Source organism: Pseudomonas sp. xss_4 (genome assembly GCF_043104125.1).
GTDB classification, from domain to species: Bacteria; Pseudomonadota; Gammaproteobacteria; order Pseudomonadales; family Pseudomonadaceae; genus Aquipseudomonas; species Aquipseudomonas parafulva_B.
On the sequence record NZ_JBICKJ010000090.1, the window covers coordinates 113,998 to 133,689 of the forward strand.

Consider the following 19,692-nt stretch of genomic DNA (forward strand, 5'->3'; position numbering starts at 1 on the left):
CCCTGGACGAGAACCTGCCATGAGCGAAGAGATCCTGATCAACATCACCCCGATGGAGTCACGCGTGGCGGTGGTGGAAAACGGGGTACTGCAGGAAGTGCACGTCGAGCGCACCCAGCGTCGCGGCATCGTCGGCAATATCTACAAGGGCAAGGTGGTCAGGGTGCTGCCCGGCATGCAGGCGGCGTTCGTGGACATCGGGCTGGAACGGGCCGCATTCATCCATGCCTCGGAAATTTCGCAGCGCGAAGGCTCGGCGGTGGAAAACATCACCGCCCTGGTCCATGAAGGCCAGGCGCTGGTGGTGCAGGTCACCAAGGACCCCATCGGCAGCAAGGGCGCGCGGCTGACCACCCAGTTGTCGATCCCGTCGCGCTACCTGGTCTACATGCCCCGCAGCAGCCACGTGGGCATTTCGCTCAAGATCGAGGACGAGGCCGAGCGTGAACGCCTTAAACGCGTGGTCAGCGACTGCGTGGACAGCGAGAATATACAAGGGGCCGGCGGCTTCATCCTGCGCACCGCCGCCGAGGGCGCGCGGGCTGAGGAAATCCTGCAGGACATCCGCTACCTGCGACGGTTATGGGAGCAGATCGGGGCGCAGATCAAGACCTGTGGCGCACCCCTGGTCATCTACGAGGACCTGGGCCTGGCGCTGCGTACCCTGCGCGACCTGGTCAACCCGAAGATCGAAAAAATCCGCATCGACTCTCGGGAAACCTTCCAGCGCACCACGCAGTTCGTGCAAGAGCTGATGCCTGAAATCGCCGACCGTCTCGAACACTACCCAGGCGAAAGGCCCATCTTCGACCTGTACGGTGTCGAAGACGAAATCCAGCGCGCCCTGGATCGCAAGGTGCCACTGAAGTCGGGTGGCTACCTGGTGGTCGATCCGGCCGAGGCGATGACAACCATCGACGTCAACACCGGCGCTTTCGTGGGCCACCGCAACCTGGAAGAAACCATCTTCAAGACCAACCTGGAGGCCGCCACCGCCATTGCCCGGCAACTGCGGCTGCGCAACATTGGCGGCATCATCATCATCGACTTCATCGACATGGAGGACGAGGATCACCAGCGCCAAGTGCTGCGAACGCTGGAAAAACAGCTGGAGCGCGACCACGCCAAAACCAACATCATCGGCATCACCGAGTTGGGCCTGGTACAGATGACCCGCAAGCGCACCCGGGAGAGCCTTGAGCAGGTGCTGTGCGAACCGTGCCAGGCCTGCCAGGGACGAGGCAAGCTCAAAACCCCCGAAACCATCTGTTACGAGATTTTTCGCGAAATCCTGCGTGAAGCCCGCGCTTACCAGGCTGAAGGCTATCGCGTGCTGGCCAATCAGAAGGTGGTCGATCGCCTGTTGGACGAAGAGTCTGGCAACGTGGCTGAACTCGAGGCCTTCATCGGGCGAACCATTCGCTTCCAGGTCGAGTCGATGTATTCGCAAGAGCAGTATGACGTGGTGCTGCTCTGAGGCCTGCTGAAACCCGACGCGCTTCGGTCGGCATGGCGAAAACGGCACCACGGGCCATTATGCATATACGACCTGGAGGGCCATGGCCATGGGACGTCTAAGCCGCGTTCTGAGTGTCCTGACCCGTTGGGGATTGGGGGCTTGCGCCTTGCTGCTTATCGCAGTGGCGCTGTACGCCAGCCTCGGCCGGGCCTTGGTGCCGCTGGTGGCCGAGTACCGCAGCACGGTGCAGGCCAAGGTCGCCGAGGCACTGGGTGTGCCCGTGCACATTGGCGCGCTCCAGGGCCGCTGGAGCAGGCTGTCGCCGGTGCTGACCGTACACGACCTGCAAATCGGTGAAGGCGCCACGGCCTTGCGGCTCGATGACGTCATCGTGGTGCCGGATGTCTGGGGCAGCCTGGTCGCACGTCAAGTGCGCCTGGCGCGCATCCAGCTGGCCGGCCTGCAACTGATCGCCCGCGAGGATGAAACCGGCGAGTGGAAGCTCGAGGGCCTGCCCAAGCAGGACGACGCACCGCTGCAACCCGAACAATTGCTCAAGGACCTGCGCCGGCTCGGGCGGGTCGATGTGTTCGACAGCCAGGTCACCCTGCACGCCTGGCAGCGTGATCCGCTGACGCTGACCTATGTCAGCGCAGGCTTGCTGGCAGGGCCTTCGCGGCAATCGCTGGACCTACGGGCAACCTTGCCAGATGGCCAACCCCTGACGCTGAGCGCGCGCAGCCGGGCTTCGGCCGAGGCCTGGCGTGACGCGCAGGTAGACGGCTACCTCAACCTGCCGCACAGTGACTGGGCGCGCTGGTTGCCGCCTCGGCTGTTGGGGCAGTGGCATGCTCAGGTGCTTCAGGCTGGCGGCGAGGCCTGGTTCGACTGGCGCGACCGCCAGTTGCACCAGGGCGCCGTACGCCTGAATGCGCCGCACCTTGAAGGGGCCTATGACACGCGCAAACCGGCCAAGGTAGACAATCTGGCCCTCAATGCCTGGTTCGAGCGTCAGGATGAGGGCTTCGACGTCGTTGTCGACTCGCTGGCGATGGACCTTGGCGACACGCATTGGGCGTCGCGGCTGCGGTTGAGGCAGCGCAACGGTGCTGCGCCGGCTGATGAAAGCTGGCAGGTGCAGGCCGATCGTCTGGAGCTGACCCCCCTCACGCCGTTGATCCACGCCTTGGCGCCCATGGGCCAGCAGGCGCTGGCGGTGGTCGATGGCCTCAATGTCACAGGTGCCTTGCGCAACGTGCAACTGACGGCCCGGCCCCATGCCGACGGTGATCGCCGGTTGGCGTTCGAAGGCAACCTGGAGCGCGTGGGTTTCGATGCGTATCACGGTGCCCCGGCTGCCGGTAACGTGAATGGCAGCATCAGCGGCGACCTTGGGCACGGCGAGCTGCGTCTGGATACCGACGCGTTCATGCTGCACCTGGATCCGATCTTCGCCAAACCCTGGCACTACCAGAAAGCCAATGCGCGCCTGACCTGGACGCTGGACAAGGCAGGTTTCACCCTGATTGCCCCTTATCTGAAGGTCGTGGGCGAGGAGGGCAAGATAGCAGGCGACTTCCTCATCCGCCTGTTGTTCGAGCAAGGCCGTGAAGACTACATGGACCTGCGTGTCGGTCTGACCGATGGCGATGGCCGCTACACCGCCAAGTACCTGCCTGAGGTATTGAGCCCGGCCCTGGACCAATGGCTGCGCAGCGCAATCGTCAAAGGCAGCGTCGACCAGGGTTATTTCCAGTACCAAGGCTCGCTCAGTCACGGCGCCAGGCCCGAAGCCCGCAGCATCAGCCTGTTCTTCAAGGTGCATGATGCCACCTTGGACTTCCAGCCCGGCTGGCCACAGGTACAGCATGTGGACGGGGACGTGTTCATCGAGGACAGCGGTGTGCGCATCAAGGCACAACGCGGCGTGCTGCTCGATACCAAGGTCAGCGACGTGAACGTCGACATTCCACATGTGGAAGGCAACGGTGATAGCCACTTGCACTTGGACGGCAATTTCGACGGTGGCCTGGTGGACGGGCTCAAGATACTCAAGCAAGCGCCCATCGGCACCCATGAGATCTTCGCCGGCTGGGAAGGCGAGGGCCCCCTCAAAGGCAAGGTCAAGCTGGACATACCGCTGGCCCATGGGCAGCAGCCCAAGGTAAAGGTGGATTTCGCCACGCGCGATGCGCGGCTCAAGATCGCTTCGCCTGAGCTTGAGCTCACGCGCTTGAAGGGCGACTTCAGCTTCGACTATGACAAGGGCCTCAGTGGCAAGGGCATTTCCCTGCAGGCATTCGGCAAGCCGGTCACTGCGCAGATCGCGGCTGAAGGCGAACCGGGGCAGATGCAGACACGAATCAGTGCCAGCGGTCGGGTTTCGCTGCAGGCGCTGACCCAATGGCTGCATTTCGACCAGTCACTGCCAGCCTCGGGCGAGCTACCGTACCAGCTGCAGTTGAGCATTGGCGCACGTGAAAACCTGTTGAGCGTCGATTCGGACCTCAAAGGCCTGTCGATCGACCTGCCGGCACCCTTTGGCAAAGCGCCCGCCGACAGCCGGGCCAGCCGTTTCAGCATGAACCTGCAAGGCGCGCAACGGCGCATCGACGCCGCCTACACCGATCTCGCCCGGCTGGCCTATGTGGCACCCGCCGAGCACCTGGACCAGGGTGCTGGCGAGTTGCTGCTTGGCGCTGGGCAAGCGCAGCCTCCTGGCGGGCGCGGCCTGCGCGTTCGTGGGCACCTCGATACCCTGGACCTTGACCCTTGGCAGGCTCAGGCGCAAAAGCTCGGAGGCGACGATCCCGGCGGCAGTGCGCGGCAGACTTTGCAGAGCGTGGACCTGAGCATAGGAACCCTAAAGGCTTACGGTACGGAACTGAACCAGTCGAGAGTGCGCCTGGCACGTGGGTCGGCGGCCTGGGACGTGCGCCTGGACAGTCGGCAGGTGGTGGGTGACGCGCGCGTGCCAGACGCCGAAGGCGCCCCTATCGTCGTGCGGCTGCAAACCTTGCGCCTGCCTGCAGGCAGTGCCGACCAGGCGCAGGACGAAGACGGCGCCGATCCGCTGGCGTCCTTCGACCCGCGCAAGGTGCCGCCGCTGGACGTACGCATCGACAGGTTCTACCGCGGTGACGATCTGTACGGCAGCGCTGCGATCAAGCTGCGCCCGACCCGTACCGGTGTGAACGCCAGCGACATCGATCTGAACCTCAAGGGGCTGCGTATCGACGGCAGCGGTGGTTGGGATGGCGCGGGCGGCACGAGCTGGTACAAAGGCCGCGTGCAGGGCAAGCAACTGGGCGATGTGCTCACGGCCTGGGGCTTTGCCCCGACGGTAACCAGCCGGGACTTTCGCATGGACGTGGACGGGCGGTGGCCGGGATCCCCGGCGGCGATCAGCCTGAAACGCTTCTCCGGCAGCCTCGATGCGGTGCTGCACAGCGGGCAGTTCGTCGAGGTAGACGGTGGGGCGCAAGCGTTGCGGGTATTTGGCTTGTTGAACTTCAACGCCATCGGCCGGCGCTTGCGCCTGGACTTCTCCGACCTGTTCGAAAAGGGCCTGGCCTACGACCGACTCAAGGGGCTGCTGGTGGCCAGTGAAGGGGTCTACGTAACCCGCACGCCGATCAAGGTCACCGGCCCGTCGAGCGATTTCGAACTCGATGGTACGCTGGACATGGTGCGTGAGCGGGTCGCTGCCAACCTGCAGGTCAGCCTGCCGGTCACCAACAACCTCCCCCTGGCAGCGTTGATCGTCGGCGCCCCGGCCGTGGGCGGCGCACTGTTTCTGGTCGACCGCCTGATCGGCGACCGGGTGTCGCGCTTTGCCAGCGTGCATTACCGGGTAGTTGGGCCGTGGAAAGAGCCTAAGATTACCTTTGTGAAACCATTCCAGAAATAGCGTCAGGAGAGTCGATGAAGGCTGCGGTAATCCAGATGGTCAGCCAGGATGATGTGCAGGGTAACCTGCGTCAGGCGAGCAGGCTTTTGGAGCAGGCGGCTTCAGGTGGCGCCAGGCTGGCTGTGCTGCCAGAGAACTTCGCTGCCATGGGGCGTGCAGACGCTGCGGCCATCGGCCGCGCCGAGGCCCTTGGCGAAGGCCCGATCCTGCCCTGGTTGAAACGCGTGGCCTGCGACCTCAGGTTATGGATTGTCGCAGGCACCATTGCCCTGCCACCGAATGGTCAGCCCCGGGCCAAGCCACATGCCTGCTCGTTGCTGATCGACGAGCATGGGCAGCAGGTGGCGCGGTACGACAAGTTGCACCTGTTCGATGTGGATGTTGCCGACAATCGTGGCCGTTATCGTGAATCCGATGACTATGCCCCAGGTGCGCAAGTGATGGTTGCCGATACGCCGGTCGGGCGGTTGGGCCTGAGCGTGTGCTACGACCTGCGCTTTCCCGAGTTGTACAGCCATCTGCGGGCAGCCGGGGCGGAGCTGATCAGTGCACCGTCGGCCTTCACGGCGGTGACTGGGGCGGCGCATTGGGACGTGCTGATCCGCGCACGCGCCATCGAGACACAATGCTACATGCTGGCCGCAGCCCAAGGCGGGCTACACCCCGGCCAGCGCCAGACCCACGGCCACGCGGCGATCGTCGACCCATGGGGGCGCATCGTGGCGCAACAGGCGCAAGGCGAAGCGGTACTGCTTGCCGAGCGCGACAGTGACGAACAGGCGTCCATTCGGGCGCGCATGCCGGTGATCGATCACCGGCGCTTCTTCTTGCAGGGCGCATTGCGGCCTGCGCACACTTCGGAGTGACTATGAGCCAGATGTTATCCACCGTCAGCGAGCAGCTCCTGACCCCAGGCGGCTTGACCCTGGACAGCCTGCAAAGTGTGCTGGGTGAATTGGCCGGCCCTGGCATCGACGCCGCTGACCTGTATTTCCAGGGCCAGATTTCGGAAACCTGGGCGCTGGAGGATGGGATTGTCAAAGAGGGCAGCTTCAACCTCGACCAGGGGGTCGGTGTTCGTGCCCAGGCCGGCGAAAAAACCGGTTTCGCCTACAGCAATGCCATCAACCTCGAAGCCTTGACCTCTGCCGCACGCGCCGCGCGGTCGATTTCCCGTGCCGGTCAGAACGGCACGGTCCAGGCGTTTCGTGCCCAGGACGTGACCACGCTCTACCCGGCGGATAACCCATTGGACGTGCTCAGCCGTGCCGAGAAGGTCGAGCTGCTCAAGCGTGTCGATGCCGCCACCCGCGCGCTGGACCCGCGTATCCAGCAGGTCAGCGTCAGCATGGCGGGCGTCTGGGAGCGAATTCTGGTCGCGGCCGCCGACGGCAGCCTGGCGGCCGACGTGCGGCCCCTGGTGCGCTTCAACGTCAGTGTCATCGTCGAGCAGAACGGCCGTCGCGAACGCGGCGGGCAGGGCGGCGGCGGGCGCACCGACTATCGCTTCTTCACTGAGGAGCGAGTAATGGGCTATGCCCGCGAAGCACTGCGCCAGGCGTTGGTGAACCTGGAAGCCGTTGCCGCGCCTGCCGGCACCTTGCCCGTGGTGTTGGGGCCTGGCTGGTCCGGCGTGCTGCTGCACGAGGCGGTCGGCCATGGCCTGGAAGGCGATTTCAACCGCAAGGGCAGTTCGGCATTCAGCGGCCGGATAGGCCAGAAGGTCGCGTCCAGCCTCTGCACCATCGTCGATGATGGCACCCTGGAAGGTCGGCGTGGGTCCTTGAGCGTGGACGACGAGGGGACGCCAACCGAGTGCACCACCCTGATCGAAAACGGCGTGCTCAAGGGGTACATGCAGGACAAGCTCAACGCGCGCCTGATGGGCATGGCGGTGACGGGCAACGGTCGGCGGGAATCCTATGCCCACTTGCCGATGCCGCGCATGACCAACACCTACATGCGAGCCGGTGAGAGTGACCCACAGGAAATCATCGCTTCGGTGAAGAAGGGCATCTACTGCGCGAATTTAGGTGGCGGGCAGGTGGACATCACCAGCGGCAAGTTCGTGTTCTCGACCAGCGAGGCCTACCTGATCGAGGATGGCAAGATCACCGCACCGGTCAAAGGCGCGACCTTGATTGGCAATGGCCCGGAGGCGATGAGCCGTGTGTCGATGGTCGGCAACGACCTGTCGCTCGACAGTGGGGTAGGCACATGTGGCAAGGACGGGCAGTCCGTGCCGGTCGGAGTAGGCCAACCGACCTTGAAACTCGATGCGATCACGGTGGGCGGTACCGGGGCGTGAGGGTCGGCTGGGGCCGCATGGCGGCCCCGCCGCGATCAGCGCAGCCCGCGCTGCAGCTCGTCCAGATCGCGAATGTACTTGAACACCTTGCGCGAAGCGGCAGGGGGTTTGTTCCTGGCCTTCTCGTGCTGGGCATGGCGCACCAGCGAGCGCAACTGCTGGCGGTCGGTCTCCGGGTATTCGTTGACGAACCGTTCGAGGTCCTCGTCGTTGCCGTCGATCAACCGATCACGCCAGCGTTCAAGACCGTGGAAACGCTCGTTGTACTGGCGAGTGGAGCTGTCCATCTGTTCCAGCAGGGCATGAATGGCGTCCAGGTCCTGGACACGCATCAGCTTGCCGACGAACGACATGTGGCGTTTGCGAGCCCCATGTGCGGTGTGCTTGCTGGCTTCGGCCAATGCCTTGCGCAGTTCATCGGTCAAGGGCAGGCGCGCCAGGGTATCGGCCTTGAGGGTGGTGAGCCGCTCGCCGAGTTCGACCAGCGCATGCAGTTCGCGCTTGATCTGGGTTTTGCTTTTTTCGCCGTCGAAGGCGTCGTCGTTTGAATCAACCATGGTGGCAGTCCGCTAAAGATCGCCGCCATGATAACCAGTCGGGGGCCGCTTGTCCGGCCCGGCCGTTGAATGGCCCTTGCCGAACGCAGAATTCTGAGTGGAGAAAACCATGAGTGCAGTCCAGAGTATCGGCCCGAACGATCTGCCAGCCTTGCAAGAGCAGGTCGAAGCGATCATTGCCGAGGCCCGCCGCCAGGGCGCCAGCGCCTGCGAGGTGGCGGTGTCGCTGGAGCAGGGCCTGTCCACCACGGTCCGCCAGCGCGAGGTCGAGACGGTAGAATTCAACCGTGACCAGGGCTTTGGCATCACCCTGTACGTGGGGCAGCGCAAAGGCTCGGCCAGCACCTCGGCCAGTGGTCCGGATGCCATTCGCGAAACCGTTGCAGCCGCGCTGGCCATTGCCAAGCACACCTCCGAGGACGAATGCGCCGGGCTTGCCGACGCCGCCCTGATGGCCCGCGATATCCCGGACCTCGACCTTTATCACGACTGGAACCTGGAGCCGGAGAAGGCCATTGAAATGGCCTTGGCATGCGAAGCTGCGGCCTTCGACGCTGATCCTCGGATTCTCAATGCCGATGGCACCTCGCTCAACACCCACCAGGGGTGCAGGGTGTATGGCAACAGCAACGGCTTTGTCGGTGGCTACGCCTCCACGCGTCACAGCCTGAGCTGCGTGATGATCGCCGAGGGCGATGGGCAGATGCAGCGTGACTACTGGTACGACGTCAATCGCCAAGGCCATCTGCTGGCTGACCCGCGCAGTATTGGCATCCGTGCCGCCCAACGGGCTGCCAGTCGCCTGGGCGCACGGCCGGTGCCGACCTGTGAGGTGCCGGTACTGTTCTCGGCCGAATTGGCAGGCGGGCTGTTCGGCAGCTTCCTGTCGGCGGTTTCCGGTGGGAACCTGTACCGCAAGTCCTCCTTCCTGGAGGGCGCCCTCGGCCAACAATTGTTTCCAGCCTGGCTGACCTTGGACGAGCGCCCTCACATTCCGCGCGCATTGGGCAGCGCAGCCTTCGATGGTGATGGCCTGGCGACCTATGCCAAACCGTTCGTGGACAAAGGCCAATTAGTGTCCTACCTGCTCGGTACCTACTCAGGACGCAAACTGGGTCTGCCCAGCACCGCCAACTCAGGCGGCGTGCACAACCTGTTCGTCACCCATGGCAGTGACGACCAGGCGGCATTGATCCGGCGCATGGGGCGCGGCCTGCTGGTTACCGAATTGATGGGGCATGGCCTGAACATGGTGACAGGGGACTATTCCCGGGGCGCGGCTGGTTTCTGGATCGAGAATGGGGAGATTCAGCACGCTGTCCAGGAAGTCACCATCGCGGGCAACATGAAGGACATGTTCCAGCAGATCGTGGCCATTGGCAGCGACTTGGAGACCCGTAGCAACATTCACACAGGCTCGGTGCTGATTGAGCGGATGATGGTTGCTGGCAGTTGATCCTTTTCATTTGAGACCGTGGGGCCGCTGTGCGGCCCATCGCGGCGGTCCTATCTATTAACGGCAAAAAATCAATCAGCGGATACTCAACACCATCTACCGGTTGAACTGATTCTATTTATCAATTAATAATGAATATCATTTCACAGCTACACGATGATGTTCATGACTACCGCCCTCCGCGAACTGCCCTATCTCGAAAACTGGCGCTGGCTCAGTCGCCGGATCCGCTGTGCCCTCGAGCCCGATGAGCCGCGCCTGATCGAACATTACCTGGCGGAAGGGCGTTACCTGGTGTGCTGCACCCAAACGTCCCCCTGGACCGTGGCATTGACGTCCTTTCGCCTGCTGCTCGATACCGCCTGCGACCGCATGTTGCCTTGGCATTGGCGCTGCCAGTGCCTGGATCAAGCCTGGCGGCCACTGTTGATCCTGCGCAACCTCGACCGGCAGGAGCAGAACCAACGCTGGCAGCCCTATGCCCTGCAACTGGCCAATTGCCGTTTGCTGCCCTCGATTTCCCCCGATGAATTGATGCAAGGATCCGATGATGACCAATACCCGCATCGAGCGTGACAGCATGGGCGAGTTGCACGTGCCGGCAGACGCGCTGTACGGCGCGCAGACCCAGCGTGCGGTCGACAACTTCCCCATCAGTGGCCAGCGCATGCCTGGCCAGTTCATACGCGCGCTGCTGCTGGCCAAGGCAGCGGCGGCCAACGCCAACGTCGAACTGGAGCAGTTGTCCGCGCAGCAAGGCCGGGCGATCGTCACGGCGGTACAGCAACTGCTGGCAGAAGACTTCAGCGTGCATTTCCCGGTCGATGTGTTCCAGACCGGTTCCGGGACCAGTTCCAACATGAACGCCAACGAAGTGATTGCAACGCTGGCCAGCCGGGGCTCAAGCGAGGCGATCAATCCCAATGATCACGTCAATTGCGGGCAGAGCAGCAACGACATCATTCCGACCACCATTCATGTCAGCGCCGCCCTGGCGCTTCACGAGCAACTGCTGCCAGCGCTAAGCCACCTCGTGCAGGTGATCGAAGCCAAGTCGGTCCAGGTTCGTCCGTATATCAAGACAGGCCGCACGCACTTGATGGACGCCATGCCTGTGCGCATGAGCCAAGTGCTCGATGGTTGGGCGGCGCAGGTCACCGGGGCCAAGGCGCATATCGAGGCCACCTTGCCCAGCCTGCAGGCCCTGGCCCAAGGGGGCACGGCCGTAGGCACCGGCATCAATGCCCACCCTGATTTCGCCGCCGGCTTCGCCCGTCACCTCAGCGCGCTGACTGGCGTAGCGTTTCGCCCTGCCCAGAATCTGTTTGCGGTAATCGGCTCCCAGGACACTGCCGTTGCACTGTCCGGCCAGCTCAAGACCACGGCGGTGGCGCTGATGAAGATCGCCAACGACCTGCGCTGGATGAACTCAGGGCCATTGGCGGGCCTGGGTGAAATCGAGCTGCAGGGCTTGCAACCCGGCTCTTCGATCATGCCTGGAAAGGTCAACCCGGTGATTCCTGAAGCCACCGCCATGGTCGCCGCCCAGGTTATCGGCAATGACGCAACGATCGCGGTAGCGGGTCAGTCCGGCAACTTCGAGCTCAACGTCATGTTGCCGGTCATTGCCCGTAACCTGCTCGAAAGCATCGAACTGATGGCCAATGCCAGCCGGTTACTGGCAGACAAGGCCATTGCCACATTCAAGGTCAATGAACACAAACTCAACGAGGCGCTGGCGCGCAACCCGATCCTGGTCACGGCGCTGAACCCGATCATTGGTTACCTCAAGGCAGCCGAAATCGCCAAGGCCGCTTACGCGCAAGGGCGCCCCATCATTGATGTGGCGCTCGAACACACCGACCTTTCCCGTGATCGGTTGCAGGCCTTGCTGAACCCGGAAAAGCTGACCGCCGGTGGTATCTGATGGGTGAAATGGCCCTGGAGGCTCGTCATGCAGCACTGGAAACGCATCACGCAAATCGCCAATCACCTGTTCTCGCAAGGTGAGCTGGTGGACGCTCGCGAACACTACCTCCAGGCCCTGGCATTGGCCCAGGTGCTGTTCACGCGCTGGCAGGATGCCGATGAAGCCGTGGCCTCATTGGTGATTGCGCATCACAACCTGGCCGACTTGCACCTGCGCCTGCAGCAGCCCCATGAAAGCGCCGATTACCTGTGCGCCGTGCACCAACGGCTATTACAGGCCAGTCAGGACGTGTGCCTGCCACCGGCGCTGCGTGATGCAGCACTGCGCCACAGCGCCCGCACCTATACCGAGTTGTTGAGTTTCATCGCCGAACATGGCCAGTACCCGCGCACCGAGCACCTGCTCAATCGGCCCTGTTCACTTCAACCTGCCCACGGAGTCCATTGACATGCCCCATGCATTGCCTGCACTGCCCTATGCCTACGATGCGCTGGAACCGCACATCGACACGCAGACCATGGAAATCCATCACACCAAGCATCACCAGACGTACGTCAATGGCCTCAACGCAGCGGTCGAGAACAGCGAATGGGCCGACTGGCCTGTGGAAAAACTGGTGGCGGCGGTCGAGCAGTTACCTGAAAAGATGCGAGGCGCCGTGATCAACCATGGCGGCGGACATGCCAACCACAGTCTGTTCTGGACGGTGATGTCCCCCCGTGGTGGAGGTGAACCCCAGGGCGAGGTAGCCCGTGCCATCGAGACACAATTGGGTGGCTTCGAGGCATTCAAGGAAGCCTTCACCAAGGCCGCTCTGACCCGCTTCGGCAGTGGCTGGGCCTGGCTCAGCGTTACACCGCAGCAGACCCTTGTGGTCGAGAGCAGCGGCAACCAGGATAGCCCGTTGATGCACGGCCATACGCCGATTCTCGGCCTGGACGTCTGGGAGCACGCGTACTACCTGAAGTATCAGAACCGTCGGCCTGAGTACATTGGCGCTTTCTACAACGTCATCGACTGGGCGCAAGTGAACCGCCGCTACCTCGATGCCATGAAATGAGCCAGGCAGGCATGCGCCCCGAAGTGATGTCCGTCAACAGCGTGCGCTTGTTCAGGCTGGCGCTTGGCACCCTGTTGCTGCTGGCCGGCACCGCGTTGCTGGTGGCGCGCGCACTTGCCTGGCTCGACCTGGACCCACGTATGTTGCGGGCGTTGGAGGGCGGCGCGCTATGCGCATTGGGGACGGCCCTGGGTGCGGTCCCCGTACTGGTAGTTCGCACCATGCCCGTGGCGCTGGCGGACACCCTGTTGGGCTTTGGTGCTGGCGTCATGCTGGCGGCCACGGCCTTCTCGCTGCTGGTGCCTGGGCTGGAGGCCGCTCAGGCAATCGGCTTTGGTGCATGGGGAGCCGGCGCCCTCATCAGCGCGGGCCTGTTGACAGGTGCGCTGTGCCTTTATCTGGTGGACTTGAAACTCTCGGCAGGCTCACCCTCAGGGCTGACCTCTGGCGAACCGGTCATCGCCTCGCGCATGTGGCTGTTCGTTTTCGCCATCATCGCCCACAACATTCCAGAGGGCATGGCCATAGGCGTATCAGCGGGCGGGGGCATGGCAGACGCTGATAGCCTGGCAATGGGCATCGCCTTGCAGGATGTACCGGAGGGGCTGGTCATTGCGCTGGTACTTGCCGGCGCAGGCATGTCACGCTTCAAGGCCTTTCTCATCGGCGCCGCCTCCGGTCTGGTGGAGCCAGTGGCGGCCGTTATCTGCGCCTGGCTTGTGAATGTGGCGCAACTGCTCTTGCCGCTGGGCCTCGCCTGCGCTGCAGGTGCGATGCTGCTGGTCGTGACCCAGGAAATCATCCCCGAATCACGCAGCCACGGTAATCACCGCCTGGCCAGCCTGGGGCTGTGCATCGGTTTCTGCCTGATGATGGTGATGGATACTGCGCTGTCCTGAAGCGCCCGCGAGACTTCGGGCGCAAGGAGGAGGGTGGCGCACTTGGCGACGGTCGATGGAAACGCGTGCTGGCCGTGCTGAGGGTTCACTCCCCCTCGTCGAAATAGTTGTTGATCAACTCGACCAGTGCCTCCATGGCTTCACTGTCCTGCTCGCCTTCGGTATGCAGGTAGACCTGAGTGCCTTTGCCCGCCGCCAGCATCATGACCCCCATGATGCTCTTGCCATCGACCAGCTTGTCCGGTGCACGACCCACCCTGACCTGGCAGGGAAAGCGACCGGCCACCCCGACGAATTTGGCTGCCGCCCGGGCATGCAGACCCAGTTTGTTGATGATGGTGATTTCGCGGGCGGGCATGAGCTGGCGGATCCTTGGGCTAGAGGTCGCGGTGGCGAACCTGGACGTTTTTCAAAGATTGCTGGAGCAACTGGCCCAGCCGTTCGGTGAGGTACACCGAGCGATGATGGCCGCCAGTGCATCCGATGGCGATGGTGACATAGGCACGGTTGCTGGCGGCGAACCGTGGCAGCCACTTGAGCAGGTAGCTGGAAATGTCGGTGAACATCTCTTCGACGTCCGGCTGGGCGGCGAGGTAATCAATCACGGGCTGTTCAAGGCCGGAGTGCCCGCGCAGCTCTGGCTTCCAGTAGGGGTTGGGCAGGCAACGCACGTCGAACACCAGGTCGGCATCGACCGGCATACCCCGCTTGAAGCCGAATGACTCCACTAGAAAAGCCGTACCCGGCTCTGGCTTGTCCAACAGGCGTAGTTTGATCGAGTCGCGCAACTGATAGAGATTCAGGCGGGTGGTATCGATCTTGAGGTCGGCCAGATCGGCGATCGGCCCCAGCAAATCCCGTTCGACGCGGATCGCCTCGGCCAGTGAGCGATCAGCATTGGTCAACGGGTGGCGCCGGCGGGTTTCGGAGAAGCGCTTGAGCAACGTGTCTTCGTCGGCATCGAGGTACAGCACGTCGCACTGGATGTGACGGGCACGCGCTTGTTCAAGCAGTTCGGGAAAACGCGACAAATGGCTCGGCAGGTTACGCGCGTCAATCGATACGGCAACCTTGGGCTGCGGCAACTCGGTGTTGAGCAACGCGCTTTCCGCCAACTGCGGCAGCAACCCGGCGGGCAGGTTGTCGATGCAGTAGAACCCGTTGTCTTCAAGGACATCGAGGGCCGTGCTCTTACCGGAGCCTGACCGGCCACTGACGATGATCAAGCGCATGTTCAATGCTCGTTCTGCACGTCCAGGACGACCTGGAACAAGGCCTCGCTGCTCTGGGCTGCACGCAAGCGATCACGAACGTCCTTGCGATCGAGCATGCTGGCTATCTGGCGCAGCAGTTCAAGATGGGCGTCGGTGGCCGCAACCGGAACCAGCAGAACGAAAAGCAGGTCCACGGGCGCGCCATCGATCGCGTCATAATCAATAGGCGCGTCGAGGTGCAGAAGGGCGCTGACCGGTGAGGAGCACCCTTCAAGGCGGCAATGGGGAATGGCGATGCCATTACCGAAACCGGTAGAGCCCAACTTTTCCCGGGCCACCAGTTTTTCGAAGACGTCTTGCATTTCAAGTTCAGGCACTTGATCGGCAATCAGGGTGGCGACCTTTTCAAGGGCGCGCTTCTTGCTGCCGCCCGGCACGTTCACGAGGGAACGGCCGGGGGTCAGGATGGTTTCAAGTCGGATCATGGATGAGGGGGATCAGCGGGCTGCTGCACCTTGCAGCAGGCTTTGCTGTTTTTCCTTGTGTTTTTTCAGTTGGCGGTCGAGCTTGTCGGCCAAGGCGTCGATCGCTGCATACATGTCTTCGTGTTCGGCGTTGGCTACCACTTCACCGCCAGGAATCTGCAAGGTCGCTTCGACCTTCTGCTGCAGCTTCTCGACTTTCATGATGACCTGCACGTTAGTGATCTTGTCGAAGTGACTCTCCACGCGGGCGAGCTTTTCGAGCACGTAATCGCGCATTGGCTGGGTGACTTCTACATGCTGTCCACTGATATTGACTTGCATACAGCTTCTCCTTTTGTTGCCCGTGCATCAAAGAGGCAGGTGTTGCACCTGCCACACAAACGCGGTGGCACATCTCAGGGGCTACATCAATCGCTTGCGCTCGCTCGAGGGTGCGATACCCAGGGACTCGCGGTACTTGGCGACGGTGCGACGGGCGACCTGGATGCCTTGTGCCTCCAGTAAACCAGCGATCTTGCTGTCACTCAATGGCTTTTTCTGATTTTCCGCCGCAACCAGTTTCTTGATGATCGCGCGGATCGCCGTGGACGAGCATTCACCGCCCTCGGAGGTGCTGACGTGGCTCGAGAAAAAGTATTTCAGCTCGTAGATGCCACGCGGCGTGTGCATGTACTTCTGGGTGGTGACCCGGGAAATGGTCGATTCGTGCATGCCCACGGCTTCTGCGATGTCATGCAGCACCAGCGGCTTCATTGCCTCGTCGCCGTGGTCCAGGAAGCCGCGCTGGTGCTCGACGATCTGCGTAGCCACCTTCATCAAGGTTTCATTACGACTTTGCAGGCTCTTGATGAACCAGCGGGCTTCCTGCAGCTGGTTGCGCATGAAGGTGTTGTCGGCACTGGTGTCGGCGCGGCGCACGAACCCGGCGTATTGCGCGTTCACGCGCAGACGTGGCACCGCCTCCTGGTTCAGTTCCACCAGCCATCGCTCGCTGTCCTTGCGCACGATCACATCCGGCACCACGTACTCGGGCTCGCTGGACTCGATTTGCGACCCTGGGCGGGGGTTAAGGCTCTGCACCAGTTCGATGACCTGGCGCAGCTCGTCTTCCTTGAGTTTCATGCGGCGCATGAGCTGGCTGTAGTCGCGGCTTCCCAGCAGATCGATGAAGTCGCTGACCAGGCGCATGGCCTCGGTCATCCACGGGGTGCTGGCCGGCAGCTGGCGCAGTTGTAGCAACAGGCATTCGCCCAGCGTACGGGCGCCCACACCGGCAGGTTCGAATTGCTGGATGCGGTGCAGCACTGCCTCGACTTCGTCCAGCTCGATGTCGAGCTCGGGGTCAAACCCTGCACAAATCTCGTCCAGGCTGTCTTCCAGGTAGCCCTGGTTGTTGATGCTGTCGATCAAGGTGACTGCAATGAGGCGGTCGGTGTCGGACATCGGGGCAAGGTTCAACTGCCACAGCAGGTGGCTTTGCAAGCTCTCCCCAGCCGAAGTGCGGGTAGTGAAATCCCACTCGTCGTCGTCATTGCTCGGCAGGCTGCTGGCGCTTGTCTGGTAGATGTCTTCCCAGGCGGTGTCGACGGGAAGCTCGTTGGGAATGCGTTCGTTCCACTCGCCGTCCTCGAGGTTCTCGGCGCTGGCAGTGGTTTCCTGGAAGCTGTTGTCCTGAACGTCGCTGGTGGGTTTGTTCTCGGCGTTATCCGCCATGGGGTCGGTGTTGTCGAAGTCGTCGCCGTCTTCCTGGCGCTCGAGCATCGGATTGGACTCCAGGGCTTCCTGGATTTCCTGCTGAAGGTCCAGGGTGGAAAGCTGGAGCAGGCGGATGGCCTGTTGCAACTGCGGTGTCATCGTCAGTTGCTGGCCCATTTTTAGGACGAGCGATGGTTTCATGGCAGATGCTTTGTACCTTGTTCGCCGGCGCACATGCGCCTTCCACTACACGAGGGCGCCGGGGCGCCATTTCAAGCAAGATTTATGCCTTAAATTGTAGCGTTTGCCTAGAGCACTGTAACAACTTGGCCCAAGTTGTGGGCGTCTTTGTCCGTGCCCAAGGCGCGCGTCTTGATCAAAGCCTGAACTCGTGCCCCAGGTAAACTTCTTTCACCAGGTCATTGGCCAGGATGGTCTGGGCATCGCCCTCGGCGATCAGGCGACCGTCGTTGACGATGTAGGCCGTTTCACAGATATCGAGCGTTTCACGCACGTTGTGGTCCGTGATCAGCACACCGATGCCCTTGGCCTTGAGGTGATGAATGATCTGCTTGATATCGCCGACCGAAATCGGGTCTACGCCTGCGAAGGGCTCGTCGAGCAGAATGAATTTTGGCGCGGTTGCCAATGCCCGCGCAATCTCGACCCGTCGGCGCTCACCACCGGACAGGCTCATGCCCAGGTTGTCGCGAATGTGGGTGATGTGGAATTCCTGGAGCAGACTTTCGAGCGCCTGGCGCTGGCCCTCGCGGTCGAGGTCCTTGCGGGTTTCCAGGATCGCCTTGATGTTGTCGGCCACAGTCAGCTTGCGGAAGATCGACGCTTCCTGCGGAAGATAGCCGATACCGGCCTGGGCGCGACCGTGCATGGGCTGGTGGCTGACATCGAGGCTGTCGATCAGCACGCGCCCCTGATCGGCCTGAACCAGGCCGACGATCATGTAGAAGCACGTGGTCTTGCCGGCGCCGTTGGGGCCGAGCAGGCCGACGATCTGACCGCTGTCGATCGACAGGCTGACGTCTCGCACGACCTGGCGGCCCTTGTAGCTCTTGGCCAGGTGCTGGGCTTTGAGGGTTGCCATTTACTCGGCCTTCTTCTTGGGCTGGATCACCATGTCGATGCGCTGACGCGGCGTGGTTACGTTGCCACCCCGACCGGCAGTGGCCACTTGTGTCTGGGTGTTGTAGACGATTTTCTCGCCTTCGGTGGTGTTGCCTTCGTTCTCCACCTTGGCTCGGTCGGTGAGTACCACCAGGTCTCTCTGGGCCTGGTACTGGATGGTAACGCCCCAGCCTTTCATCTTGTCCGCCTTGGACGCGCTTTGTTGCTGCTCGAAATAGGCCAGGTTGCCCACCGAGGTGACCACGTCGATATCGCCACCGTTCGTGCGAGTGATGGTCACGGTGTTGCCTTTGATCATCATCGAGCCCTGGGTGATGATCACGTCACCGGTGTAGGTGGCCACGCCTTTCTTGTCGTCCAGGTGCGCATTGTCGGCCTGGATGCGAATCGGCTGGTCACGGTCATTCGGCAGGGCGAGGGTGCTCGCGCTTCCCAGTGCTGCGCTCAGGCTGAGCAAAAGGGGGAGGGTTTTAACGAGCCTCATACTGTCCTCTTACGTTAGAGAGCAGGTCCATCCTGCCTTCTTTCAGGTACGCTTTCATTCCTTTGCCCGTGGTCGTCCCACCGGCGCCGTCGATTCTAACGGCTTGCTCGGTCTGCGCATATTGCTTCTGCGGGAACACGGTCATGCGCGAGCTGGTGATTATGGTCTCACGCTTCTGTTCGTCAGTGCGGGCAACGCGCACATTGTCGATCAACTCGACCTCGCTGCCATCGGGGTTGACCTCGGCGCGGGTGCTTTGTACATGCCACGGAAACGCCGTGCCGCGGTACAGGTGCAAGTCCGGCGTGGTCAACATCGTGACCTCGCTGGCCTTGAGATGTTCGACTTTGTCGGCGGTCATTTCGTACTGGAGCCTGCCATCGGGCAGAAACTGGACGCTCTGGGCGTTAATGGCGTAGTAGTCGATGGCGCTTTCGTCGACCTGGGCGACTGGCTTCTCCAGGAAACTCTCCGGGCTGACGTTCCAGTAGCCGACGGCCACCAGCAGGGCCGCAATGACCCCGAGCAGCACGATGTTTCTGGCTTTCTTGCTGAACATGGGCAACCTTAAAGGTAGTTGGCGTTGGCAGCATCCAGGGTGCCCTGGGCCTGCATGATGAGTTCGCAGAATTCGCGCGCGGCACCTTCGCCCCCGCGGGCCTGGGTCACGCCATGAGCGTGTTCGCGCACGAACGGCGCCGCATTGGCCACGGCCATGCCCAGTGCCACGCGACGAATGACCGGCAAGTCCGGCAGGTCGTCGCCAAGGTAGGCCACCTGATCATAGCTCAGGCCCAGCTCGGCGAGCAGGCCGTCGAGCACCACGAGTTTGTCCTCGCGCCCCTGATACAGATGCGCGATACCCAGGTTCTTCGCCCTGCGCTCGACGACCGGTGTCTTGCGTCCGCTGATGATCGCGGTGGTGACGCCTGACGCCATCAGCATCTTGATGCCATGCCCGTCGAGGGTATTGAAGGTCTTGAACTCGCTGCCGTCCTCAAGAAAATAGAGTCGCCCATCGGTGAGCACGCCATCGACGTCGAAGACCGCCAGTTTGATGGCCTTGGCGCGTTGCATCAGATCCTGATTCAT

Annotated in this window: 20 protein-coding genes; 10 read left to right on the forward strand and 10 right to left on the reverse strand. The window is 62.3% G+C overall.

Annotated elements, in window-relative coordinates; all coding sequences use genetic code 11:
- Positions 1-19: 19 nt before the first annotated feature.
- From rng to tldD, 4 genes are all read left to right on the forward strand, one after another.
- Positions 20-1,477, forward strand: coding sequence for a ribonuclease G (rng, locus tag ACF8GB_RS19635; protein WP_058604402.1), 1,458 nt, complete (start codon positions 20-22; stop codon positions 1,475-1,477).
- Positions 1,478-1,559: 82 nt separating this feature from the next.
- Positions 1,560-5,369, forward strand: a complete 3,810-nt coding sequence (locus tag ACF8GB_RS19640) for a YhdP family protein (RefSeq protein ID WP_392527500.1) — start codon at positions 1,560-1,562, stop codon at positions 5,367-5,369.
- A 14-nt stretch (positions 5,370-5,383) separates the two neighbouring features.
- Positions 5,384-6,235 (forward strand): carbon-nitrogen hydrolase family protein, encoded by an 852-nt coding sequence (locus ACF8GB_RS19645; protein WP_392527501.1) that lies wholly within the window; start codon positions 5,384-5,386, stop codon positions 6,233-6,235.
- 2 nt (positions 6,236-6,237) lie between these two features.
- Positions 6,238-7,677: a metalloprotease TldD gene (gene tldD, locus ACF8GB_RS19650; RefSeq protein WP_058604405.1), complete on the forward strand. Its 1,440-nt coding sequence runs from the start codon at positions 6,238-6,240 to the stop codon at positions 7,675-7,677.
- A gap of 35 nt (positions 7,678-7,712) precedes the next feature.
- Here tldD and yjgA read toward each other — a convergent pair whose 3' ends face one another.
- The gene (gene yjgA, locus ACF8GB_RS19655; RefSeq protein WP_023533376.1) at positions 7,713-8,234 is read right to left on the reverse strand and encodes a ribosome biogenesis factor YjgA; all 522 of its coding nucleotides are present in this window, start codon (positions 8,232-8,234) and stop codon (positions 7,713-7,715) included.
- Between the two features lie 109 nt (positions 8,235-8,343).
- Between yjgA and pmbA the strand changes: the two genes are divergently transcribed.
- The 6 genes from pmbA to ACF8GB_RS19685 all read left to right on the forward strand — a co-directional run bounded on the left by pmbA (position 8,344) and on the right by ACF8GB_RS19685 (position 13,579).
- Positions 8,344-9,690, forward strand: a complete 1,347-nt coding sequence (gene pmbA, locus ACF8GB_RS19660) for a metalloprotease PmbA (RefSeq protein ID WP_144964403.1) — start codon at positions 8,344-8,346, stop codon at positions 9,688-9,690.
- 156 nt (positions 9,691-9,846) lie between these two features.
- Positions 9,847-10,266, forward strand: coding sequence for a hypothetical protein (locus tag ACF8GB_RS19665; protein WP_058637550.1), 420 nt, complete (start codon positions 9,847-9,849; stop codon positions 10,264-10,266).
- Positions 10,241-11,617 (forward strand): lyase family protein, encoded by a 1,377-nt coding sequence (locus tag ACF8GB_RS19670; protein WP_058637498.1) that lies wholly within the window; start codon positions 10,241-10,243, stop codon positions 11,615-11,617. Before ACF8GB_RS19665 ends, ACF8GB_RS19670 begins: the two co-directional genes overlap by 26 nt.
- 27 nt (positions 11,618-11,644) lie before the next feature.
- Positions 11,645-12,067, forward strand: coding sequence for a hypothetical protein (locus ACF8GB_RS19675; protein ID WP_058637499.1), 423 nt, complete (start codon positions 11,645-11,647; stop codon positions 12,065-12,067).
- A 1-nt stretch (position 12,068) separates the two neighbouring features.
- Entirely contained in the window at positions 12,069-12,680 is a 612-nt protein-coding gene (locus ACF8GB_RS19680; protein ID WP_058637500.1) for a superoxide dismutase, read from the forward strand.
- 11 nt (positions 12,681-12,691) lie between these two features.
- Complete coding sequence (locus ACF8GB_RS19685; protein ID WP_078479449.1) at positions 12,692-13,579, forward strand: ZIP family metal transporter; 888 nt, start codon at positions 12,692-12,694, stop codon at positions 13,577-13,579.
- 85 nt (positions 13,580-13,664) lie between these two features.
- Here the strand turns inward: ACF8GB_RS19685 and ACF8GB_RS19690 are convergent, their stop codons facing one another.
- The 9 genes from ACF8GB_RS19690 to ACF8GB_RS19730 all read right to left on the reverse strand — a co-directional run bounded on the left by ACF8GB_RS19690 (position 13,665) and on the right by ACF8GB_RS19730 (position 19,692).
- A complete protein-coding gene (locus ACF8GB_RS19690) occupies positions 13,665-13,937 on the reverse strand; it encodes an HPr family phosphocarrier protein (RefSeq protein WP_058637501.1) in 273 nt (90 codons plus the stop codon).
- A 19-nt stretch (positions 13,938-13,956) separates the two neighbouring features.
- Positions 13,957-14,811 (reverse strand): RNase adapter RapZ, encoded by an 855-nt coding sequence (rapZ, locus tag ACF8GB_RS19695; protein WP_058637502.1) that lies wholly within the window; start codon positions 14,809-14,811, stop codon positions 13,957-13,959.
- 2 nt (positions 14,812-14,813) lie between these two features.
- Complete coding sequence (ptsN, locus tag ACF8GB_RS19700; RefSeq protein ID WP_027913742.1) at positions 14,814-15,278, reverse strand: PTS IIA-like nitrogen regulatory protein PtsN; 465 nt, start codon at positions 15,276-15,278, stop codon at positions 14,814-14,816.
- A gap of 12 nt (positions 15,279-15,290) precedes the next feature.
- A complete protein-coding gene (gene hpf, locus ACF8GB_RS19705; protein ID WP_058604411.1) occupies positions 15,291-15,599 on the reverse strand; it encodes a ribosome hibernation-promoting factor, HPF/YfiA family in 309 nt (102 codons plus the stop codon).
- A gap of 81 nt (positions 15,600-15,680) precedes the next feature.
- A complete protein-coding gene (locus tag ACF8GB_RS19710) occupies positions 15,681-17,174 on the reverse strand; it encodes an RNA polymerase factor sigma-54 (protein ID WP_058637503.1) in 1,494 nt (497 codons plus the stop codon).
- A gap of 175 nt (positions 17,175-17,349) precedes the next feature.
- Entirely contained in the window at positions 17,350-18,075 is a 726-nt protein-coding gene (gene lptB / locus ACF8GB_RS19715) for an LPS export ABC transporter ATP-binding protein (RefSeq protein WP_058604413.1), read from the reverse strand.
- Positions 18,076-18,600 carry a lipopolysaccharide transport periplasmic protein LptA gene (lptA, locus tag ACF8GB_RS19720; protein WP_058637504.1) on the reverse strand — a complete coding sequence of 175 codons (525 nt, stop codon included), beginning with the start codon at positions 18,598-18,600 and terminating at the stop codon, positions 18,076-18,078.
- On the reverse strand, positions 18,587-19,159 hold the full coding sequence (gene lptC / locus ACF8GB_RS19725; protein ID WP_196121712.1) for an LPS export ABC transporter periplasmic protein LptC: 573 nt from the start codon (positions 19,157-19,159) through the stop codon (positions 18,587-18,589). Before lptC ends, lptA begins: the two co-directional genes overlap by 14 nt.
- A gap of 8 nt (positions 19,160-19,167) precedes the next feature.
- The gene (locus tag ACF8GB_RS19730) at positions 19,168-19,692 is read right to left on the reverse strand and encodes an HAD family hydrolase (protein ID WP_027913745.1); all 525 of its coding nucleotides are present in this window, start codon (positions 19,690-19,692) and stop codon (positions 19,168-19,170) included.

Bases quoted from the DNA above. Each gene is read 5' to 3' on its own strand.
- rng (WP_058604402.1), top strand. From the start codon at position 20: ATGAGCGAAGAGATCCTGATCAACATCACCCCGATGGAGTCACGCGTG.
- ACF8GB_RS19640 (WP_392527500.1), top strand. From the start codon at position 1,560: ATGGCCATGGGACGTCTAAGCCGCGTTCTGAGTGTCCTGACCCGTTGG.
- ACF8GB_RS19645 (WP_392527501.1), top strand. From the start codon at position 5,384: ATGAAGGCTGCGGTAATCCAGATGGTCAGCCAGGATGATGTGCAGGGT.
- tldD (WP_058604405.1), top strand. From the start codon at position 6,238: ATGAGCCAGATGTTATCCACCGTCAGCGAGCAGCTCCTGACCCCAGGC.
- yjgA (WP_023533376.1), bottom strand. From the start codon at position 8,234: ATGGTTGATTCAAACGACGACGCCTTCGACGGCGAAAAAAGCAAAACC.
- pmbA (WP_144964403.1), top strand. From the start codon at position 8,344: ATGAGTGCAGTCCAGAGTATCGGCCCGAACGATCTGCCAGCCTTGCAA.
- ACF8GB_RS19665 (WP_058637550.1), top strand. From the start codon at position 9,847: ATGATGTTCATGACTACCGCCCTCCGCGAACTGCCCTATCTCGAAAAC.
- ACF8GB_RS19670 (WP_058637498.1), top strand. From the start codon at position 10,241: ATGACCAATACCCGCATCGAGCGTGACAGCATGGGCGAGTTGCACGTG.
- ACF8GB_RS19675 (WP_058637499.1), top strand. From the start codon at position 11,645: ATGCAGCACTGGAAACGCATCACGCAAATCGCCAATCACCTGTTCTCG.
- ACF8GB_RS19680 (WP_058637500.1), top strand. From the start codon at position 12,069: ATGCCCCATGCATTGCCTGCACTGCCCTATGCCTACGATGCGCTGGAA.
- ACF8GB_RS19685 (WP_078479449.1), top strand. From the start codon at position 12,692: ATGCGCCCCGAAGTGATGTCCGTCAACAGCGTGCGCTTGTTCAGGCTG.
- ACF8GB_RS19690 (WP_058637501.1), bottom strand. From the start codon at position 13,937: ATGCCCGCCCGCGAAATCACCATCATCAACAAACTGGGTCTGCATGCC.
- rapZ (WP_058637502.1), bottom strand. From the start codon at position 14,811: ATGCGCTTGATCATCGTCAGTGGCCGGTCAGGCTCCGGTAAGAGCACG.
- ptsN (WP_027913742.1), bottom strand. From the start codon at position 15,278: ATGATCCGACTTGAAACCATCCTGACCCCCGGCCGTTCCCTCGTGAAC.
- hpf (WP_058604411.1), bottom strand. From the start codon at position 15,599: ATGCAAGTCAATATCAGTGGACAGCATGTAGAAGTCACCCAGCCAATG.
- ACF8GB_RS19710 (WP_058637503.1), bottom strand. From the start codon at position 17,174: ATGAAACCATCGCTCGTCCTAAAAATGGGCCAGCAACTGACGATGACA.
- lptB (WP_058604413.1), bottom strand. From the start codon at position 18,075: ATGGCAACCCTCAAAGCCCAGCACCTGGCCAAGAGCTACAAGGGCCGC.
- lptA (WP_058637504.1), bottom strand. From the start codon at position 18,600: ATGAGGCTCGTTAAAACCCTCCCCCTTTTGCTCAGCCTGAGCGCAGCA.
- lptC (WP_196121712.1), bottom strand. From the start codon at position 19,159: ATGTTCAGCAAGAAAGCCAGAAACATCGTGCTGCTCGGGGTCATTGCG.
- ACF8GB_RS19730 (WP_027913745.1), bottom strand. From the start codon at position 19,692: ATGAATCAGGATCTGATGCAACGCGCCAAGGCCATCAAACTGGCGGTC.